Origin of the sequence: Ramlibacter albus (assembly GCF_014297445.1) — a bacterium.
Classification (GTDB): Bacteria; Pseudomonadota; Gammaproteobacteria; order Burkholderiales; family Burkholderiaceae_C; genus Ramlibacter; species Ramlibacter albus.
Genome location: NZ_JACORU010000007.1, coordinates 1 through 18,722, shown reverse-complemented (window position 1 = coordinate 18,722; position 18,722 = coordinate 1). Strand labels below are relative to the sequence as shown.

The 18,722-nt window shown below is 68.9% G+C and carries 16 protein-coding genes; 10 read left to right on the top strand and 6 right to left on the bottom strand.

Features of this window, described 5'->3' with window-relative positions; translation table 11 throughout:
* Positions 1 to 13: 13 nt before the first annotated feature.
* Positions 14 to 2,638, top strand: coding sequence for an alanine--tRNA ligase (gene alaS / locus H8R02_RS18380; RefSeq protein WP_187082940.1), 2,625 nt, complete (start codon positions 14 to 16; stop codon positions 2,636 to 2,638).
* On the opposite strand, the gene H8R02_RS18375 is transcribed toward alaS, so the two are convergent.
* Positions 2,635 to 3,087 (bottom strand): cupin domain-containing protein, encoded by a 453-nt coding sequence (locus H8R02_RS18375; RefSeq protein ID WP_187082939.1) that lies wholly within the window; start codon positions 3,085 to 3,087, stop codon positions 2,635 to 2,637. The genes alaS and H8R02_RS18375 overlap by 4 nt on opposite strands.
* A 101-nt stretch (positions 3,088 to 3,188) precedes the next feature.
* Between H8R02_RS18375 and H8R02_RS18370 the strand changes: the two genes are divergently transcribed.
* The gene (locus H8R02_RS18370) at positions 3,189 to 4,091 is read left to right on the top strand and encodes a LysR family transcriptional regulator (RefSeq protein ID WP_187082938.1); all 903 of its coding nucleotides are present in this window, start codon (positions 3,189 to 3,191) and stop codon (positions 4,089 to 4,091) included.
* Here the strand turns inward: H8R02_RS18370 and H8R02_RS18365 are convergent.
* Complete coding sequence (locus tag H8R02_RS18365) at positions 4,063 to 5,157, bottom strand: ABC transporter substrate-binding protein (RefSeq protein WP_354004946.1); 1,095 nt, start codon at positions 5,155 to 5,157, stop codon at positions 4,063 to 4,065. The genes H8R02_RS18370 and H8R02_RS18365 overlap by 29 nt on opposite strands.
* 122 nt (positions 5,158 to 5,279) lie before the next feature.
* Here H8R02_RS18365 and H8R02_RS18360 point away from each other — a divergent pair, with 122 nt between their 5' ends.
* Together H8R02_RS18360 and H8R02_RS18355 are read left to right on the top strand one after the other, a co-directional pair.
* Complete coding sequence (locus H8R02_RS18360) at positions 5,280 to 5,819, top strand: TlpA family protein disulfide reductase (RefSeq protein WP_255429415.1); 540 nt, start codon at positions 5,280 to 5,282, stop codon at positions 5,817 to 5,819.
* An 8-nt stretch (positions 5,820 to 5,827) separates the two neighbouring features.
* Positions 5,828 to 6,922, top strand: a complete 1,095-nt coding sequence (locus tag H8R02_RS18355; RefSeq protein ID WP_187082936.1) for a transglutaminase-like domain-containing protein — start codon at positions 5,828 to 5,830, stop codon at positions 6,920 to 6,922.
* 80 nt (positions 6,923 to 7,002) lie between these two features.
* Here the strand turns inward: H8R02_RS18355 and trmB are convergent, their stop codons facing one another.
* The 3 genes from trmB to H8R02_RS18340 all read right to left on the bottom strand — a co-directional run bounded on the left by trmB (position 7,003) and on the right by H8R02_RS18340 (position 9,616).
* On the bottom strand, positions 7,003 to 7,710 hold the full coding sequence (gene trmB, locus H8R02_RS18350) for a tRNA (guanosine(46)-N7)-methyltransferase TrmB (protein ID WP_187082935.1): 708 nt from the start codon (positions 7,708 to 7,710) through the stop codon (positions 7,003 to 7,005).
* A gap of 62 nt (positions 7,711 to 7,772) precedes the next feature.
* On the bottom strand, positions 7,773 to 8,681 hold the full coding sequence (gene gluQRS, locus H8R02_RS18345) for a tRNA glutamyl-Q(34) synthetase GluQRS (protein ID WP_187082934.1): 909 nt from the start codon (positions 8,679 to 8,681) through the stop codon (positions 7,773 to 7,775).
* Complete coding sequence (locus tag H8R02_RS18340) at positions 8,678 to 9,616, bottom strand: LysR family transcriptional regulator (protein ID WP_187082933.1); 939 nt, start codon at positions 9,614 to 9,616, stop codon at positions 8,678 to 8,680. Before H8R02_RS18340 ends, gluQRS begins: the two co-directional genes overlap by 4 nt.
* 106 nt (positions 9,617 to 9,722) lie before the next feature.
* Here H8R02_RS18340 and H8R02_RS18335 point away from each other — a divergent pair, with 106 nt between their 5' ends.
* The 4 genes from H8R02_RS18335 to H8R02_RS18320 are packed head-to-tail and all read left to right on the top strand — an operon-like array spanning position 9,723 to position 12,370.
* On the top strand, positions 9,723 to 10,424 hold the full coding sequence (locus tag H8R02_RS18335) for a pirin family protein (RefSeq protein ID WP_187082932.1): 702 nt from the start codon (positions 9,723 to 9,725) through the stop codon (positions 10,422 to 10,424).
* A 29-nt stretch (positions 10,425 to 10,453) separates the two neighbouring features.
* A complete protein-coding gene (locus H8R02_RS18330) occupies positions 10,454 to 10,906 on the top strand; it encodes a DoxX family protein (protein ID WP_187082931.1) in 453 nt (150 codons plus the stop codon).
* Between the two features lie 15 nt (positions 10,907 to 10,921).
* Entirely contained in the window at positions 10,922 to 11,476 is a 555-nt protein-coding gene (locus H8R02_RS18325) for a flavodoxin family protein (protein ID WP_187082930.1), read from the top strand.
* Positions 11,477 to 11,485: 9 nt separating this feature from the next.
* Entirely contained in the window at positions 11,486 to 12,370 is an 885-nt protein-coding gene (locus H8R02_RS18320) for a pirin family protein (protein WP_187082929.1), read from the top strand.
* Here the strand turns inward: H8R02_RS18320 and H8R02_RS18315 are convergent.
* Positions 12,345 to 13,094, bottom strand: a complete 750-nt coding sequence (locus H8R02_RS18315; RefSeq protein ID WP_187082928.1) for a sulfurtransferase — start codon at positions 13,092 to 13,094, stop codon at positions 12,345 to 12,347. The two genes, H8R02_RS18320 and H8R02_RS18315, sit on opposite strands and share 26 nt — an antisense overlap.
* Positions 13,095 to 13,149: 55 nt before the next feature.
* Here H8R02_RS18315 and H8R02_RS18310 point away from each other — a divergent pair, with 55 nt between their 5' ends.
* A complete protein-coding gene (locus H8R02_RS18310) occupies positions 13,150 to 14,880 on the top strand; it encodes a 7TM-DISM domain-containing protein (protein WP_187082927.1) in 1,731 nt (576 codons plus the stop codon).
* Positions 14,881 to 14,889: 9 nt separating this feature from the next.
* Positions 14,890 to 18,351, top strand: a complete 3,462-nt coding sequence (dnaE, locus tag H8R02_RS18305; RefSeq protein ID WP_187082926.1) for a DNA polymerase III subunit alpha — start codon at positions 14,890 to 14,892, stop codon at positions 18,349 to 18,351.
* Positions 18,352 to 18,722 lie beyond the last annotated feature (371 nt).

Genomic DNA, 18,722 nt, shown 5'->3' with positions numbered 1-18,722 from the left:
TCTGCAGGACCCCATGAGCACTCCGAAATTCACCGTCGCCGACATCCGCCAGACCTTCCTGGACTTCTTCAAGGACAAGGCGCACACGGTCGTGCCCTCCAGCCCGCTCGTGCCCGGCAACGACCCCACGCTGATGTTCACCAACTCCGGCATGGTGCAGTTCAAGGACGTGTTCCTCGGCACCGACAAGCGCCCGTACGTGCGCGCGGCCTCGGTGCAGGCCTGCCTGCGCGCCGGCGGCAAGCACAACGACCTGGAGAACGTGGGCTACACGGCGCGCCACCACACGTTCTTCGAGATGCTGGGCAACTGGAGCTTCGGCGACTACTTCAAGCGCGAATCGCTCAAGTGGGGCTGGGAGCTGCTCACGCAGGTCTACAAGCTGCCGGCCGACAAGCTCTGGGCCACCGTCTACATCGACGACGACGAGGCCTACGACATCTGGACGAAGGAGATCGGCCTGCCGCCCGAGCGTGTGGTGCGCATCGGCGACAACAAGGGCGGCAAGTACCAGAGCGACAACTTCTGGATGATGGCCGACACCGGCCCCTGCGGCCCGTGCAGCGAAATCTTCTACGACCACGGCCCGCACATCCCCGGCGGCCCGCCCGGCAGCCCGGACGCCGACGGCGACCGCTACATCGAGATCTGGAACCACGTGTTCATGCAGTTCGACATGCAGCCGGACGGCAGCGTGAAGAAGCTGCCCGCGCCCTGCGTGGACACCGGCATGGGCCTGGAGCGCCTCGCGGCCATCCTGCAGCACGTGCACAGCAACTACGAGATCGACATCTTCGACACGCTGATCAAGGCCGCGGCCCGCGAGACGCACACGAAGGACCTGTCGAACCCGTCGCTGCGCGTCATCGCCGACCACATCCGCGCCACGTCCTTCCTGGTGGCCGACGGCGTCATCCCGTCCAACGAAGGCCGCGGCTACGTGCAGCGCCGCATCATCCGCCGCGCCATCCGCCACGGCTACAAGCTCGGCCAGAAGCAGCCCTTCTTCCACAAGCTGGTGCCGGACCTCGTCAAGCTGATGGGCGATGCGTACCCCAACCTGCGCGAGAGCGAAAAGCGCGTGATGGAGGTGCTGAAGGCCGAGGAAGAGCGCTTCTATGAAACGCTCGCCAACGGCATGGAGATCCTCGACGCGGCGCTCGCGGGCAACGCGAAGGTGCTGCCCGGCGACGTGGCCTTCAAGCTGCACGACACCTACGGCTTCCCGCTGGACCTCTCGGCCGACGTGTGCCGCGAGCGCGGCGTGACGGTGGACGAGGCGGGCTTCAACGCCGCCATGGACAAGCAGAAGGCGCAGGCGCGCGCCGCCGGCAAGTTCAAGATGGACCGCGGGCTGGAATACGCCGGCGTTTCCAACATCTTCACCGGCTACGAGAAGCTGGAGGAGCAGGCCAGGGTCGTGGCGCTGTACGCCGAGGGCGCGCAAGTCGACGAGCTGAAGACCGGCGAGCTGGGCGTGATCGTGCTCGACACGACGCCGTTCTACGCGGAGTCGGGTGGCCAGGTCGGCGACCAGGGCGTGATCGAGTCGCAGGGCGCGAAGTTCGTCGTCGAGGACACCCAGAAGATCAAGTCCGACGTGTACGGCCACCACGGCATGGTTACCGCGGGCTCGCTCAAGGTGGGGGACAGCGTCGCGGCCAAGGTGGACATGGCCAAGCGCCAGTCCACGATGCGCAACCACAGCGTCACGCACCTGATGCACAAGGCGCTGCGCGAGGTGCTGGGCGGGCACGTGCAGCAGAAGGGCTCGCTGGTCGACGCCGACAAGACGCGCTTCGACTTCACGCACAACGCGCCCGTCACCGAGGAGCAGGTTCGCGACATCGAACAGCGCGTGAACGCCGAGATCCTGATGAACCAGCCGACGCAGGCGCGCGTGATGGAGATCGAGGCCGCCAAGGCCACCGGCGCGATGATGCTGTTCGGCGAGAAGTACGGCGACACCGTGCGCGTGCTGGACATCGGCAGCTCGCGCGAGCTGTGCGGCGGCACGCACGTTTCGCGCACGGGCGACATCGGCCTGTTCAAGATCACCAGCGAAGGCGGCGTGGCCGCGGGCATCCGCCGCGTGGAGGCCGTCACCGGCGCCAATGCGCTGGCCTACCTGCAGCAGCTGGAGAACACCGTGAACCGTGCGGCCGGCGCGCTGAAGGCGCCCGCCACCGAGCTGCAGGCGCGCATCGCGCAGGTGCAGGAGCAGGTGAAGTCGCTCGAGAAGGAAGTTGCGGCGCTCAAGGGCAAGCTGGCTTCCTCGCAGGGCGACGAGCTGCTCGCGCAGGCGGTGGACGTGAAGGGCGTGAAGGTCCTTGCCGCGCGTCTCGAAGGCGCCGACGCCAAGACGCTGCGCGAGACCATGGACAAGCTCAAGGACAAGCTCAAGTCCGCGGCAATCGTGCTGGCCAGCGTCGATGGCGGCAAGGTCCAGCTCGCCGCCGGCGTCACCGCCGACAGCATGGGCAAGGTCAAGGCCGGCGAGCTGGTGAACTTCGTCGCCCAGCAGGTGGGCGGCAAGGGCGGCGGCAAGGCCGACATGGCCATGGCCGGCGGCAACGACGCGAGCAAGCTGCCCGGTGCCCTGCAGTCGGTGCAGGGCTGGGTGGCCGAGCGCGTCTAGGCGGGCATCGGCACTTCGAGCTTCGCGCCGTGGGCCTGCGCGATGGCCACGAGCTTGCCCAGGTCCGGCGCATCCGGCGCGATCTCGCGGTCGAAATGCGCGAACATCGCCGACGCATTGCCCTTGCCGGTGAACGACACCATCTGCCCGCCGCCCGCGCCGAAGCGGAACCAGTGCGGCGTGCCCGCGGGGATCTGCACCATCGTGCCCGGCACGGCCACGAGCTGGTCGGCGCCGAGGCCGAAGGCGATCTCGCCCTGCGTGACGTAGAACACCTCGTCCCACGGGTGGCTGTGCGGTGGCGGCCCGCTGCCCTCGGGGCCCTGCTGCAGGAAGACCTCGTGCGCGCCGGTGTCGTGCCTGGAGGCCAGCACGGTGATGCGCTCGCCCACGACGTTGAGCGCGGCGGGGTAGCTGTCGGGGAAGACCACGATCGGTTGCCTGTTCATCGCATCTGCTCCTTGCGGGTGGTTGGTGCCTGCATTGAAGCCGTTGCAAGCCGTTCCATCAACGGACAGAATCGCCATGCACTGTCGACTTTTATCGAACAATGGCGATCGACCTCGTGATGGCGATGCGGGTGTTCCACGCGGTCGTGGACGCGGGCAGCTTTGCCGGCGCGGCCGACCGGCTGGAGTTGTCACGCGGCATGGCAACGCGCTACGTGGCCCAGCTGGAGTCGCACCTGGGCGTGCGGCTGCTCCATCGCACCACGCGTTCGCTCTCGCTCACCGGCGCGGGCAACGAGTACCTGCAGCGCTCGGCGCAGATCCTCACGGCGGTGGACGAAGCCGAGCGGGCGGTGGCGCAGGAGGCGGCCGCGCCGCGCGGGCTGCTGCGCCTCACGGCGCCGGCCATCCTCGCGCCGGTGCTCGCGCCGGCGATCGCGGGTTACCTGAAGCGGCACCCGCAGGTGGAGGCCGACGTGCAGCTGAACGACCGCATCGTGGACTTGGTGGAAGGCGGCTTCGACCTCGCGCTGCGCATCGCGCGGCAGGTGGACCCGGGGCTGATCGCGCGGCCCGTCATGCGTTTCTCGATGGTGGCGTTCGCGTCGCCCGCTTACCTCAAGGCCCATGGCACGCCGCGCACGCCGCCCGACCTGCACGCGCACAACTGCATCTGGCACCCGCACACGCCGATCGGCAACACCTGGCACTTCAGCCGCGGGAAGGAGTCGCATGCCATCCCCGTCAAGGGCAACATGCGCGCGAGCAGCGGCCGCATGCTGCTCGATGCGGCCGTGGCGGGGCTGGGTGTCTGCTACGAGCCGGACTTCCTGGCCGCGGACATGCTGCGCGCCAGGAAGCTGGTGCAGGTACTGCCGGCATGGCGCACGATCGACGCCGACCTGTTCGCCGTGTGGGCGAACCGGCGGTTCATGCCGCCCAAGGTCCGCGCCTTCGTGGACTACCTGGTCGAGTTCAGCGCACGACCTTCCCGTCGGCCGTGATCGTCACCAGGTCGATCGCCCGCACCGAGTCGCGCACGCCGGCGCGCAGGTTGATGCGGAAGCCGCCGACGTCGTAGTCCGTCATCGACGCCATCGCCTTCTGCAGGCCGGCGCGGTCCCAGTTCTTGCCGGCGCGGCGCACGGCCTCGGCGAAGGCCTTGGCGGCGATGAAGCCCTCGAGGCTCTCGTAGGAGGGCGTCTGGTCGGAATTGTCGATCGCGGCGTTGTATTCCTTGACGATCGGCACGGTCGTCTTCTTGGGCGGGGGTACGACCTGCGAAACGACGACGCCGCCGATCTCCTTGCCCAGCGCGGTGAAGAGCGGGTCGATGCCGACGACGGAGAAATTCAGGAACGCGCCCGCGTAGCCCGCCTTGCGCATCTTGCGGATGAAAGCGGCCGTCGTGTTGAAGAGCGACACCTGGATCACCGCGTGCGGCGGCGCCTTCATCAGCTGCGTGACGGCGGCGTCCACCTTGTCGCTGTTGACCGGCACGAAAGCCTGCGCCACCAGCGGCGGCAGCTTCTGTTCGGCCAGGGCCTGCTGGATCGCGGCGAGGCCGGCGCGGCCCATCGCGTCGTCCTCCGCGACCACGGCCATGCGCGTCTGCCCGAGCGTCGCGCAGTGGCGCACGATGCGGAAGGCCTCGTCCGCCAGGCTCGGGCGCACGTGGAAAACGTTGGCGTGCGCGGTGTCGCGCAGCTTGTCCGAAGCGGCAAAGGGCGCGAAGAAGATCGTGCTTTCCTTGGCCGCGACTTCCGCGGCCGCGTCGCCGCTGCCGGTGCCGACGAAACCGAAGAGCACGTCGGCGCCTTCGGACACCAGCTTCTTCGCGTTCTCGGCGGCCTTGGCCGGCACGTAGCCGTCGTCCATCTGGCGCAGCTCGAAGCTCCAGCCCGGGTTGTCCTTGCGGGCATTGAACGAATCGAAGTACAGCTTGGAGCCGCCGGCGAATGCCAGCCCGATCTGGTCGGCCGCGCCGGTGAGCGGCACCGACTGGCCCAGCACGATCTTGCGCCCCGCCTTGGCCTGCGCCCAGGCGCCGCCGTAACCCAAACTACCCACACCAGCGGCAACTGCCGCACCCAAAAATTTCCTGCGCTCGCGATGCATTGACTTCAACTCCTGATGGGCCTTGGCAGCCGCTGCGGACGATACGCGACTCGCGCAGGCCCGACAATCCGGGTATGCAGCCGTTCGACCGTCCATCCATGCACGTTTGTCATGCCCGCCGCGCATTGCTCGCATATCCCCTGTCCGTGGCCGTTTCCGCGGCCATGGCCCAGCAGGGCGCGCAGGTGCGCGCATGGCCGGCGGGGCGTGCAGCGCCTGCTTTCGACGTGACGGACCTGCAGGGCCGGCGCTGGTCCGCGCCCGGGGCCGGCAAGGCGCTGGCCGTGAATTTCTGGGCCACCTGGTGCGAGCCCTGCCGCAGCGAGATGCCCACCTTGCAGCAACTCTCGGAGTTCTACGCCGACAAGCTCGCCGTGGTCGCGTTGAATTTCAAGGAGCGGGCCGCGACGGCCCAGCGGTTCGCCAGGCAGGGCGGCTTCGACCTGCCGATCGCGCTTGACCCCGACGGCGACGTGGCGAAGCGTTGGGAGGTCAAGGTCTTCCCCACCACCATCCTCATCGACGCGGCGGGCCGCCCGCGCTGGCGCGTGCAGGGCGAGATGGACTGGACCGGCAAGGAAGCGCTGGCGCTGGTGGAGGGCCTTTGGCGATAATCGCCGCCATGAACACCACCCGCCGCCACCTCCTGCAGGCTTCCGCATCGCTCGCCGCCGCCGGTGCGGCCCCGTGGTCCTTCGCCGCCGAGGCCTCGCGCCGGTTCGATCCGCAGCCGGGCGCGTGGCGCACGTTCGAGGTGACGACGCGCGTCGACCTGGAGCAGGGCGACGGCCCCACCCAGCTGTGGCTGCCGATCCCCTCGGTCAACACCGGGTGGCAGCTGTCGCTGTCCAGCACGTATGCGAGCAGCGGGGAGGCGCGCATCGCGGGCGATTCCGCCGAGGGCGCGCGCATGGTGCACGTGGAGTTCGCGCCGGGCGCCAACCGCTGGGCCGAGGTGACGAGCCGGGTGCAGACGCGCAACCGGGCCACCACGTGGGACAAGAGCACGCCGGTTGCCGAGTCGCCCGACACGCTGGCGTACTACCTGCGCCCGACGACGCTGATCCCCACCGACGGCATCGTGCGCAAGACGGCGCTCAAGGCCATCGGCAATGCCACGGCCGATCACCAGAAGGCCGAGCGCATCTACCAGTGGGTGGTGGCCAACGCGTGGCGCGAGCCCGAGGTGCGCGGCTGCGGCGAGGGCGACATCAAGACCATGCTGGAGACGGGCAACCTGGGCGGCAAGTGCGCCGACCTCAACGCGCTGTTCGTCGGGCTCTGCCGCTCGGTGGGCGTGCCCGCGCGCGACGTGTATGGGCTGCGGCTGGCGCCTTCGGCGTTCGGCTACAAGGAACTGGGCGGGAACCCGCTCAACCTCAAGGGCGCGCAGCATTGCCGCGCCGAGGTGTACCTCAAGGCCCACGGCTGGACCGCCATGGACCCGGCCGACGTGGCCAAGGTGATGCGGCAGGAGACGCCGCAGTGGATACGCGACCTGAACCACCCGCTGATCACGCCGGTGCGGCAGGGCCTGTTCGGTGGCTGGGAGGGCAACTGGGTCGCGTGGAACACCGCGCACGACGTCAAGCTGCCCGGCTCGAAGAAAGGCCCGCTGGGCTTCCTCATGTACCCCACGGGCGAGGACAAGGAAGGCCGCTTCGACTCCTACACGCCGGACCTGTTCAAGTACACGATCCGCGCCCGCGAGGTTTAGAGCCCCCACGCTCCCCGCTTCGCGAGGTTCGCTGCCCCCCGAGGGGGCTGCCGCGCCTTGGGGCGGCCCGGCGGCGCGGCCTAGGCCTTTCGAAACACGAGGTCCCACACCCCGTGGCCCAGTTTCAGGCCGCGGTTCTCGAATTTCGTCAGTGGCCGGTAGTGCGGCTTGGGCGCGTAGCCTTCGGCGGTGTTGCGCAGGTGCGGGTCCGCCGTAAGCACCTCCAGCATCTGCTGCGCGTAGTTCTCCCAGTCGGTGGCGCAGTGGATGTAGCCGCCGCTCTTGAGGCGCTCGACGAGTTTCGCGACGAAGGCCGGCTGCACGAGGCGGCGCTTGTGGTGCCGCAGCTTGTGCCAGGGGTCGGGGAAGAAGATGTGCACGCCGTCGAGTGAGCCCGGCGCGAGCATGTGGTCCACGACTTCGACGGCGTCGTGCTGCACGATGCGCACGTTCGTGAGGCCGCGTTCGGCGATGCGCATCAGCAGCGCGCCGACGCCGGGCGTATGCACTTCGCAGCAGATGAAGTCGTGGTCGGGCAGCACGGAGGCGATGTGCGCCGTGCTTTCGCCCATGCCGAAGCCGATCTCCAGCACGCGGGGGGCTTCGCGGCCGAAGACCTGGGTGAGGTCGAGGGCGCGCGGCTCGTAGGGGAGGATGAACCGAGGGCCCAGCGACTCGATGGCACGGGCCTGGCCGGTGGTAAGGCGGCCGGTGCGCAGCACGTAGCTGCGGATGGCACGGTAGTGCGGCACGCTCTCGGGCGTGTTCTTCTCGGGTGCGGACGTCATGGGGCGTATTGTCCCAGCCCGCGGCGGGTGTCAAGCGCGTGTCGTCGCAGCCGATGCGGGCGTCAAGCGCGTGGCGTTGCAGCCCAGGCCGCCACCGCGCCGCGCAGCCAGTCGTCCACGCTCGCGGCCGCAGGCACGGACAGACCCAGCACCTGGGCCGCGCCACGCAGAGCCGCCACGGGATCGGAGAGGTCCAAGGCCTGCGCGCCGTTCTGCTTGGAAAGTTTCTCGCCGTTGGCACCGAGCACGAGGGGCGTGTGCAGGTAGCTGGGCGTCGCGAACCCGAGGGCGCGCTGCAACAGCACTTGCCGTGCCGTGTTGTCCGCGAGGTCTTCGCCGCGCACGATGTGCGTGATGCCCTGGTCGGCGTCGTCGACCACGACAGCGAGCTGGTAGGCGAAGAGGCCGTCGGCCCGCTTCAGGACGAAGTCGCCGACTTCGCTGGCCACGTCCTGCCGCTGCGCGCCGAGCCGGCGGTCGTGCCATTCGACGACACCGGGTTCGACGCGGAATCGCCATGCACGCGCTTCGCGCCCGTGCAGGCCGTCGCGGCAGGTGCCGGGGTAGACCAGCTCCTCGTTACGCGCGCGCTCGCGCCCGAGTGCGCGCAACGCTTCCTCGATGTCCTTGCGCGAGCACGCGCAGGGGTAGGCGCGGTGCTGCGCGACGAGCTTGTCGAGCGCGGATTGATAGAGGGCCGTGCGACGCGACTGCCACACCGGCGGCTCGTCAGGCGTGAGGCCGCACGCTGCCAGTTGCCCCAGGATTTCCTCGTCCGCGCCCGGCACGCAGCGCGGCGCGTCCACGTCCTCGATGCGCACGAGCCACGTGCCGCCGTGCGCGCGCGCGTCGAGCCAGCTCGCCAGCGCAGCGACGAGCGAGCCTGCGTGCAGCGGCCCGGTGGGAGAGGGCGCGAAGCGGCCGCGGTAGCCGCTGTGCGCCGCGCCGTGGATGGCGTCGGGACCTGTCATGTCATCCGGTGCCGCTCGAGCAGCGCCGTGCGCGTGGCCTGGCTCTCCAGCTGCTTGAGCCACCACTGCTGCGCGCGCCCGCCGCCGCCGCTCGGCGCGCACCACGCATAGTGCAGGCGCACGTGGCGGTTCTGCCGCTCGACCTTCTTCAGCACCAGCCGGCCGGTCTCGACATAGGGCCGCGCCATCGGCTCGGGCAGGAAGCCCCCGCCCATGCCGCGCAGCTGCGCGTCGAGCTTGGCGCGCATCGTGGGCACGGTGAGCACGTCCTGGCCGGCGAGGATACCGCGCGTGATCCCCGTGCCGTGATCCGTCGAGTCGGCCACGGCCACCTGCCGGCACGTGCGCAGCTGGTCGTCGTGCAGCGGCTCTTTCGCCGCGGCCAGCGGATGGTGCGGCGCCACGCAGTAGACGAACTGCACGTCGCCGAGCACACGGCTGTGCACGCCGGGCGTGTTGCCCGGCTCGACGATCACGCCGAGCGCGAGGTCGGCATGGCCCGCGAGCATCGCGTCGAGCGTGCCCGACAGCGACTCCTCGCGTAGCCGCAGCCGCGTGGTCGGCGCGAGCTGGTAGAAGGCGTCGGCCAGCTCCATCACCGTGCCAAACGACAGCGCCGTATCCACCGCGATGGTGAGCTGCGATTCCCACCCCGTCGCCACGCGCTTGACGCGATGCGCAACCGCATCGATCTCCTGCAGCAGGTGCTCGCCCGAGCGCAGCAGCTCGGCGCCGGCCGCGGTGAGCTTGGCCTGCCGCGAGCTGCGGTCGAACAGCAGCACGTCCAGCGCGTCCTCCACCTGCCGCACGCGGTAGGTCACGGCGCTGGGCACCAGGCCGAGCTCGCGCGCCGCGGCGGCAAAGCTGCCGCTCTGGGCGACGGACTTGAGCAGGCCGAGCGTGTCGGGGGTCAGGGCCTCGCGGTGGGTTTGCACGGTGGGGCGGCTTTCATTCAAACGATTTGAATGATGCCATCAATGGCGGCTGACTGTCGAAACCCCTTGGGGCGCCTACATTCGCTGCTGACGAAAGGAACACGCGATGCTCACCTTGCGCAAATCCCAGGACAGAGGTTACGCCGACCACGGCTGGCTCAAGAGCTACCACAGCTTCTCGTTCGCGGGCTACTACGACCCCAAGCACATGGGCTGGGGCAACCTGCGCGTGATCAACGAGGACCGCATCGCGCCGGGCACCGGCTTCGGCACGCATGGCCACCGCGACATGGAGATCATCAGCTACGTGCTGTCGGGCGAGCTGGCACACAAGGACACGATGGGCAACGTCAAAGGCATCCCGCCGGGCGACGTGCAGCGCATGAGCGCGGGCCGCGGCGTGATGCACAGCGAGTTCAACCACGCGCCCGAGCAGCAGACGCACTTCCTGCAGATCTGGATCGAGCCCAACGTGACCGGCATCGAGCCGAGCTACGAGCAGAAGTCGTTCCCCGAAAGCGAGAAGCGCGGCAAGTTGCGCCTGGTCGCTTCGCCGGATGCGGCGCAGGGCTCGGTGAAGATCCACGCGGACGCCCGTGTTTACGCCGGCCTCTTCGACGGCGCCGAAACGGCCGAGCTGCATCTGGATGCAGGCCGCAAGGCGTATGTGCACCTGGTCAAGGGCGAATTGCAGGTCAACGGGCAAAAGCTCGGCGGCGGCGACGCGGCCCTGCTGGAAAACGAATCGCGCGTCACGGTATCCAACGGCCAAGCGGCCGAGGTGCTCGTGTTCGACCTCGGCGAATGAATTGAACCCCAACCATTGAAGGAAAAACCATGAACACCGCTGTCCTCAACCTCAACTCGCCTTCCGCGGCGCTTTCCCCGGGCCAGAACACGCTGGCGCTGATCGGCCGCGTGCTGCTCGCGTGGCTGTTCGTGCCGGCGGGCTGGTCCAAGCTGATGGCCTTCTCCGGCGTGGCGGGCTACATCGCGTCCAAGGGCGTGCCGTTCCCCGAGGTCTGCGCAGCGATCGCCATCGCCGCCGAACTCGGCCTCGGCCTGATGCTGCTGGTCGGCTGGCGCGCGCGCTGGGCGGCGCTCGGCCTCGCGATCTTCGTCGCGGTGATCACGCCCATCTTCCACAACTACTGGGCGCTGCCGGAAGCGCAGGTGATGATGCAGAAGCAGGCCTTCAACAAGAACCTGGCCGTGGTCGGCGGGCTGCTGGTCCTCACCGCTTTCGGTGCCGGTGCGTTCAGCCTCGACGGGCGCCGCAACAAGGCCTGAAGTTAGTATTGGGAGATGACCGACATCGTCGTCGTCTTCCACTCCGGTTACGGCCACACGCAGCGCATGGCGCAGGCGGTGGCCGCCGGCGCTGGCGCGCGGCTACTCGCCATCGACGCCGACGGCAACCTGCCGCCCGGCGGCTGGGAGCACCTCAAGGCCGCGGATGCCATCATCTTCGGTGCGCCCACCTACATGGGCAGCCCCAGCTGGCAGTTCAAGAAATTCGCCGACGCCTCCTCGAAGCAGTGGTACGTGCAGGACTGGAAGGACAAGCTGGCGGCCGGTTTCACCTGCAGCTCCGGCATGGACGGCGACAAGTTCAATTCGATCACCGCGATGTTCTCGCTGGCCATGCAGCACGGCATGGTGTGGGTGAGCCAGGGCCTGATGCCCAGCCAGATGCGCGCGTCGCGGCGCGACGACGTGAACTACCTCGCCTCCTACGCGGGTGCGTATGCGCAGGCCCCGTCGGATGCGGGCGCCGACGCGATGTCGCCCGGCGACCTGGAGACGGCGCGCTTGTTCGGCGAGCGTGTCGCCGCTTTCGCCGCGAAACTCAAAACGTGAGGCCCTGACATGCAAACCCTCACCGGTCACCAGAAGGACCTGGGCGGCGGCTTCCTCGTGCGGCGCCTGCTGCCGGATGCGAAGCGGCGCAGCGTGGGCCCGTTCATCTTCTTCGACCACTTCGGGCCCGCCACCGAAAAGCCCGGCGTCGATCACGACGTGCGGCCGCACCCGCACATCGGGCTGGCCACGGTCAGCTATCTCTTCGAAGGCGCGATGATGCATCGCGACAGCCTGGGGTCCGGGCAGCTCATCGAGCCGGGCGCGATCAACTGGATGACTTCCGGCCGCGGCATCGTGCATTCGGAGCGGCGGCCCGACCACCTGCGGGACCGCGAATACACCAACCATGGGCTGCAGCTGTGGGTCGCGCTGCCGCTCGCTCACGAGGAGGACGAGCCCTCGTTCGCGCACACGCCGGCGTCGGCGCTGCCGCAGGTGGACGTGGGCGGCGTGCAGGTCCGCGTGCTCGTCGGCGAGGCGTTCGGCGCGAAGTCGCCCGTGGCGGCCTTGTCGAACACGCTGTACCTCGATGTGCAATTGCCCGCGGGCGGTGCGCTCGAGTTGCCGGCATTGGCGCAGGAGATGGCGGTGTACCCGGTCGATGCGGACCTCACCGTCGACGGCGAGCCGCTGCCGGCGCGCACCATGGGCTACCTCGGTGGCGGTACTGCGCGCATCGCCGCGCAACGCGAGTCGCGCTTCGTCGTCGTCGGCGGCGACGCGCTCGAAGTGCCGCGCTTCATGTGGTGGAACTTCGTGTCCAGCCGAAAGGACCGTGTGCAGCAGGCGGCGGAGGACTGGCGCGCGGGGCGCATGGGCAAGGTGCCGGGCGACGACGAGTTCATCCCGCTGCCGCCGACGCCTTTTACGCCTCCGGAGCCGAAGTCCTAGGCTTCAGGTCCGGATCGAGCGCTTCGCGCTCGTCGAACACGAAGCAGGTGCCGTTGAAATGCGCGCCGCCGGCCTCCTCGAAGTACTTGAGGATGCCGCCTTCGAGCTGCCACACGTTCCGCAACCCCAGCTCGCCCATGTAGAGAGCAGCCTTCTCGCAGCGGATGCCGCCGGTGCAGAAGCTCACGACGGTCTTGCCTTCGAGCTCGGCACGGTGCGCCTGCAAGGCGTCGGGAAAGTCGCTGAACTTCGACAGGTGCCAGTCGAGCGCGCCCTCGAACGTGCCGTGCTCCATTTCGAACGCGTTGCGCGTGTCCAGCATCACCACCGGCCGGCCCGCATCGTCATGGCCCGCATCGAGCCAGCGCTTCACCGTCGGCGCGTCGATCGCCGGCGCGCGGCCCTGCGCCGGCTGGATCGCCGGGTGGTTCATGCGGATGATCTCGCGCTTGATTCGCACGCGCAGGCGCCCGAACGGCACCTCGGCCGACCAGCTCTCCTTCACTTCGAGCCCTTCGAAACGCGCGTCCTGCCGCAGCAGCGCGATGAACTCGCGCAGCGGCGCCTCCTGGCCCGCCAGGAAGAGGTTGATGCCTTCGCCCGCCAGCAGGATCGTGCCGCGCAAACCGCGCCGCCCGGCCTCGTGCAGCAAGGCCTCGCGCAACGCGGGCGTGTCGTCAATGCGGACGAATCGGTAGGCGGCAACGTTCAGGACGGGGGGCATGGGGCGGCAACATGCGCACAATAGGGGCTGCAGTTGTAACGAAGGAGCGGGGCGGGTGATTATCGTGCGGGCCTTCTGGGCCCTGGTCCTGTGCGTGCTTTGCGCAGCCGGCGCGGGCGCGGCCACGCCTGTCGTGCGGGGCGAGCCGCGCATGGCGCCGATGAACATCGCGCGCGAGATGGAGACCGTGCGCCTGCCCGTCTCCGGCCCGCTCGACCCGGAGGCGCTGTGGTCCGCGCCCGGCGGCATGCGGCTGAAGGACGCCGCCGCCTGGGACCTGCGCGCCGGCGAGCGCTGGGTGGGCCGCATGAGCCTGGGCGGCTCGCGCGGCGTGGAAGAGTACGTGGTGCAGGTGCCGATGCCGCAGGTGGACCACGTGCGCATCTGGTGGCGCAGCAGCGGCGGGGAATGGCGCATGGCCGAAGCCGGCGACCGCGTGCCGCTCTCGCGCTGGCCCTTCGCCAACCCGTTCCCGGCCTTCCTGCTGTCCGTGGGCGTGGAGCCCATCGACGTGGTGCTTGCCGTGGAGAACGACGCCTTCCTGCGCGCGCCGGTCACGCTGCTGCCCGATTCCGAGTTCCGCGAGAACCTCGTGCGCCGCGCCAGCTTGTCCGGCGTGATGATGGGCCTGGGCGCGATGGTCGCCATCGTGTGCGTGCTCGGCGCCATCGGCTACGGCGGGCGCTCGCGCTGGATGCTGGCGGGCGTTTCGCTGTGGACGCTGTTCGGCATCGTGGCGGCCAACGGCTACCTTACGGTGTGGTTCACCGGCGAGTGGCCCGCCTTCAACGACTGGTCGCGCAGCTTCGCGGGGATCGTGCTCGCCGGCCTCATGCTGCTGCTGTGCACCGAAGCCCTCGACGCGCTGCACGTGCGCCGCTTCGAGCGCTTGCTGGCGCTGGCCGCGCCCGTGGTGGCGCTCGTCTACGCCATCGTGCAGGTGGCCTGGTTGCCCACGCCGTGGCGCGTGCCCGCCATCGTGGTGGCCTCGGCAATCTCCGTCCTCGGGTCCGCCGCGCTGTGCGCCGTCAACCACCTGCGCGGCGGCCGCCACGCGGGCTGGGTGGCGGGCGCGATCGCGTCGATGGCCATCGCGCCCTTCGTGGCATTCGCCGCGCCGGACCAGGTGGCCAACCTCGACCTGCGCGCCGCGGTGCTCGCGGCCTCGCTTTACGTGGCGCTGCTGTTCATCCGGCAGGCGCTGATGCTGCGCGACCGCTATGGCCGCGACGTGCTGGGCCGCGCCGCCACGGCCGCCAACCGCGACCCGCTGACCGCGCTGTGGTCCTACGACGGCTTCCAGCAGCGCCATGCCGAGGCAGCGCTGCGCGAGGCGGCGGGGCAGGGGACGTCGTCGGTGATCCTCTTCGCGCTGCCTGGGCTGGACAACGCCGCGATCCAGTACGGCTCGGCTGCCACCGAGCGCGCGCTCGTGCGTTTCGCGGCCACGCTGCAGGGGCTGCTGGGCCAGAAGTGGGCGGTGGCGCGCGTGAGCCGCACGCGTTTCGCCGCGATCAGCCTGCGGCCGCTCACGCCCATCGAACTCGCCGACTGCGCCACGCAGGTGCTCGCGCATTGCTCGCGCATCGCGCAGCCGCTGAACCTGGTGAGCGACTTCGACCTGCGCATGGCCTGCAGCCGCCGCCGCATCGCCGACACGCCGATGCCCGAGCTGCTGCGCGAGCTCAAGCAGGCCGCGCTGGCGCTGGATTACCGCAAACGTATCGTTTATTTGCAGCCGATGCCGGCGGCCGCGCTGGCCGAAACGCCCGTGACCGCCTCGTAAAATCGGGTGATGTTCGTTCACCTGCGCCTGCACACCGAGTTCTCGATCGTCGACGGCACCAACCGGATCGAGGACATCGTCAAGGCGGCGGCCGCGGACGGCCAGCCCGCGCTGGGCGTCACCGACCTCAACAACCTCTTCGGCGCCATCAAGTTCTACAAGGAGGCGCGCGGCCAGGGCGTGAAGCCCGTCATCGGCTGCGAGCTGATGGTTCAGGGCTTCGGGCAGGACACGGCCGCCGTGAGCCGCATCGTCGTCCTGGTGCAAAGCCGCCAGGGCTACCTCAACCTTTGCGAGCTGCTGGCGCGCGCGTGGACGCGCAACGTCGTCAAGGCGCAGGGCGTCGTCGCGTTCGCGTGGCTGCAGGAGCTGGGCGAAGGGCTGATCGTGCTCGCGGGCGCGCAGGCCGGGCCCGTGGGCCAGGCGCTGGTTCAGGGCGACGAGGGCAAGGCGGGCGAGATCGCGCTGCAACTGGCGGGCGCTTTCCCGCACCGGTTCTACATCGAGCTGCAGCGCGCCGGCCGCAACGACGACGAGTTGCATGTCGCGGCCGCCGTGCAGCTCGCGGCGCGCCTGAAGCTGCCCGTGGTGGCGACGCACCCGGTGCAGTTCACGGCCGAAGACGATTACGAGGCGCACGAGGCGCGCGTGTGCATTTCCGAAGGCGAGATCCTCGGCAACCAGCGCCGCATCCGCAAGTTCACGCGCGAGCAGTGGTTCAAGCCGGCGGCGCAGATGGAGGCGCTTTTCGCGGATGTCCCTTCCGCGGTGGCGAACACGCTGGAGATCGCGCGGCGCTGCAACCTCGTGCTGGAGCTGGGCAAGCCGCGGCTGCCGAACTTCCCGACGCCCAACGGGATGCCGATCGAGGAGTATTTCCGGTTCGCGTCGCATGAGGGTTTGAAGGAGCGGCTGGAGCACCTGTACCCCGACCCCACCGAGCGGGAGAAGCAGCGCCCGCGCTACGAGGAGCGCCTCGAGTTCGAGCTGAACACGATCCTGAAGATGGGCTTTCCCGGCTACTTCCTGATCGTGGGCGACTTCATCAACTGGGCCAAGGACAACGGCTGCCCCGTGGGTCCGGGCCGCGGCTCGGGCGCGGGATCGCTGGTGGCGTACGCGCTCAAGATCACCGACCTCGACCCGCTTGCCTACAACCTGCTGTTCGAGCGGTTCCTCAACCCCGAGCGCGTGTCGATGCCCGACTTCGACATCGACTTCTGCCAGGGCAACCGCGACCGCGTGATCGAGTACGTGAAGGAGAAGTACGGCCGCGACGCGGTGAGCCAGATCGCCACCTTCGGCACGATGGCGGCGCGCGCCGCCGTGCGCGACGTGGGCCGCGTGATGGACATGAGCTACACGTTCTGCGACGGCATCAGCAAGCTCATCCCCAACAAGCCGGGCACGCACATCACGATTGCCGATGCGCTGAAGCAGGAGCCGCTGCTGGAGGAGCGCTACCGCAAGGAGGACGAGGTCCGCACGCTGCTGGACATGGCGCAGAAGCTCGAAGGCATGACGCGCAACGTCGGCATGCACGCGGGCGGCGTGCTGATCGCGCCGGGCAAGCTCACCGACTTCACGCCGCTGTACCAGCAGCCGGGCAGCGACTCCGCCGTCAGCCAGTACGACAAGGACGACGTGGAGGCCGCGGGCCTGGTGAAGTTCGACTTCCTGGGGCTCGCCACGCTGACGATCCTGGAGCTGGCGCGCAAGTTCATCGTGGCGCGGCACAAGGGGCAGGAGAACTTCCGCTTCGAGGATGTGCCGCTCGACGACCCGCACACTTACCGCCTCTTCACCGACGGCAAGACCGAAGCGGTGTTCCAGTTCGAATCGCGCGGCATGCAGGGCATGTTGCGCGACGCGAAGCCGACGCGCCTGGAGGACCTGATCGCGCTGAACGCGCTGTATCGCCCGGGCCCGATGGACCTCATCCCCACCTTCGTCGCGCGCAAGCACGGGCGCGAACCGGTGGAGTTCCCGCACCCGGCCGTGGCGCAGATGCTGGGCGAGACCTACGGGATCATGGTCTACCAGGAGCAGGTGATGCAGACCGCGCAGATCCTGGGCGGCTACACGCTGGGCGGTGCGGACCTGCTGCGCCGAGCGATGGGCAAGAAGAAGCCCGAGGAGATGGCCAAGGAGCGCGTCAAGTTCCGCGAGGGCGCGCAGAAGACCCACGGTATCGACGAAGGCAAGGCCGACGAGATCTTCGACTTGATGGAGAAGTTCGCGGGCTACGGCTTCAACAAGTCGCACGCCGCCGCGTACTCGCTGCTGGCCTACCACACCGCGTGGCTGAAGGTGCACTACACGGCGGAGTTCTACTGCGCCAACATGACGATCGAAATGGACAACACCGACAAGCTGAAGGTGTTGTTCGAGGACGCGGTGAAGAACTTCGGGATGACGTTCGACCCGCCGGACGTCAACCGCGGCACGTACCGTTTCGAGCCGATCTCGGACAAGGTGATCCGTTATGGCCTGGGCGCGGTGAAGGGCACCGGGCAGTCGGCGATCGAAGCCATCGTCGCGGCGCGTGAAGAGGGCGGCGCGTTCACCAGCCTGTACGACTTCTGCTGCCGCGTGGACCGCACGCGCATCAACAAGCGCACGGTCGAAGCGCTCATCAAGGCGGGTGCCTTCGATTCACTGCAGCGCAATCGCGCGTCGCTGGTCGCGTCGATCGACCGCGCGTTCGATTTCGCGAGCACCCAGGAGGCCAACGCCAACCAGGGCGGCCTGTTCGACATGGGCGACTCGCACGCCGCGAGCACGCAGGAGCCGGACCTCGTGGACGTGATGCCCTGGGGCGTGAAGGAGCGGCTGTCGTTCGAGAAGACGGCGATCGGCTTCTACCTCTCCGGGCACCTGTTCGACGAGGTGCAGATGGAGGTGCGCCGCTTCGTCAAGCGCGAGATCGGCGAGCTGGTGGACACGCGCGAGCCGCTGCTGCTGGCGGGGATCGTCGGCGACTGGCGCGTCATCAATGGGCAGCGCGGCAAGCTCGCGCTCTTCAAGCTGGACGACAAGACGGACGTGATCGAGGCGACAGCCGACGAGAACGTGTTCGGACCGCACCGTGCGTGGATCAAGGACGACGAGCTGGTCATCGTGATGGCGAAGCTGCAGCCGGACCGGTTCTCGGGCGGCTTCCGGCTGAACGTGCAGCAGGTCTGGGACCTGGCGACGGCGCGCTGCCGTTTCGGCAAGTACCTCAAGGTGGCGGTCAACGGGGTTGCGCCGGACATCGGTCGGCTGGTGAAGGAGTTCCCGCCCAAGCGCGAGATGAGCGAGCAGGGTGAGCTGGTGCGCGGCTTGACGGTGCGCCTGCTGGTGCAGCGCGCGGAAGCTGTTGCCGAGCTGCAGTTGGGCGAGCAGGCGAAGTTCTATCCGAGCGACGCTGCCTTGGCGAGTTGGATGGCGCAGGCTGACAAGGGCGCGGCGCAGGTGGTGTACGAGTAGCGCAGCGCGCAGAGCGTCATCCCGGGCTTGACCCGGGATCCATGCTCGCATGTCGCTCGTCCGCGCCACAGCCTGCCCACGCGCGGATTTGCTGACGCAATGTTGGTGCGCGACTGGTGCTGCGCTACCGTGTCACTGCAACGCCGCGCCCGGCCGGTTCGCGGCGCGAATCAAGCCCAGACGCCCACGGTGGCTGGCCTTGCGGCCCAGCGTTGCTACGAGCGCGTGCCGCAGGCGCGCATATCGAGCAACGCGTACGTGCTCTGACTCGCGCCATTTGTTTGAGCGGAGCGATTGGCGTTCGCGCCAATCGCGCAGATGCTGTCGTTCAAGTCAAGCGCTATGACGTCCAGGATCGAACGGCTTGCCGG

Coding starts and splice junctions, on each gene's coding strand:
- alaS (WP_187082940.1), top strand. CDS start 14: ATGAGCACTCCGAAATTCACCGTCGCCGACATCCGCCAGACCTTCCTG.
- H8R02_RS18375 (WP_187082939.1), bottom strand. CDS start 3,087: ATGAACAGGCAACCGATCGTGGTCTTCCCCGACAGCTACCCCGCCGCG.
- H8R02_RS18370 (WP_187082938.1), top strand. CDS start 3,189: ATGGCGATCGACCTCGTGATGGCGATGCGGGTGTTCCACGCGGTCGTG.
- H8R02_RS18360 (WP_255429415.1), top strand. CDS start 5,280: ATGCAGCCGTTCGACCGTCCATCCATGCACGTTTGTCATGCCCGCCGC.
- H8R02_RS18355 (WP_187082936.1), top strand. CDS start 5,828: ATGAACACCACCCGCCGCCACCTCCTGCAGGCTTCCGCATCGCTCGCC.
- trmB (WP_187082935.1), bottom strand. CDS start 7,710: ATGACGTCCGCACCCGAGAAGAACACGCCCGAGAGCGTGCCGCACTAC.
- gluQRS (WP_187082934.1), bottom strand. CDS start 8,681: ATGACAGGTCCCGACGCCATCCACGGCGCGGCGCACAGCGGCTACCGC.
- H8R02_RS18335 (WP_187082932.1), top strand. CDS start 9,723: ATGCTCACCTTGCGCAAATCCCAGGACAGAGGTTACGCCGACCACGGC.
- H8R02_RS18330 (WP_187082931.1), top strand. CDS start 10,454: ATGAACACCGCTGTCCTCAACCTCAACTCGCCTTCCGCGGCGCTTTCC.
- H8R02_RS18325 (WP_187082930.1), top strand. CDS start 10,922: ATGACCGACATCGTCGTCGTCTTCCACTCCGGTTACGGCCACACGCAG.
- H8R02_RS18320 (WP_187082929.1), top strand. CDS start 11,486: ATGCAAACCCTCACCGGTCACCAGAAGGACCTGGGCGGCGGCTTCCTC.
- H8R02_RS18315 (WP_187082928.1), bottom strand. CDS start 13,094: ATGCCCCCCGTCCTGAACGTTGCCGCCTACCGATTCGTCCGCATTGAC.
- dnaE (WP_187082926.1), top strand. CDS start 14,890: ATGTTCGTTCACCTGCGCCTGCACACCGAGTTCTCGATCGTCGACGGC.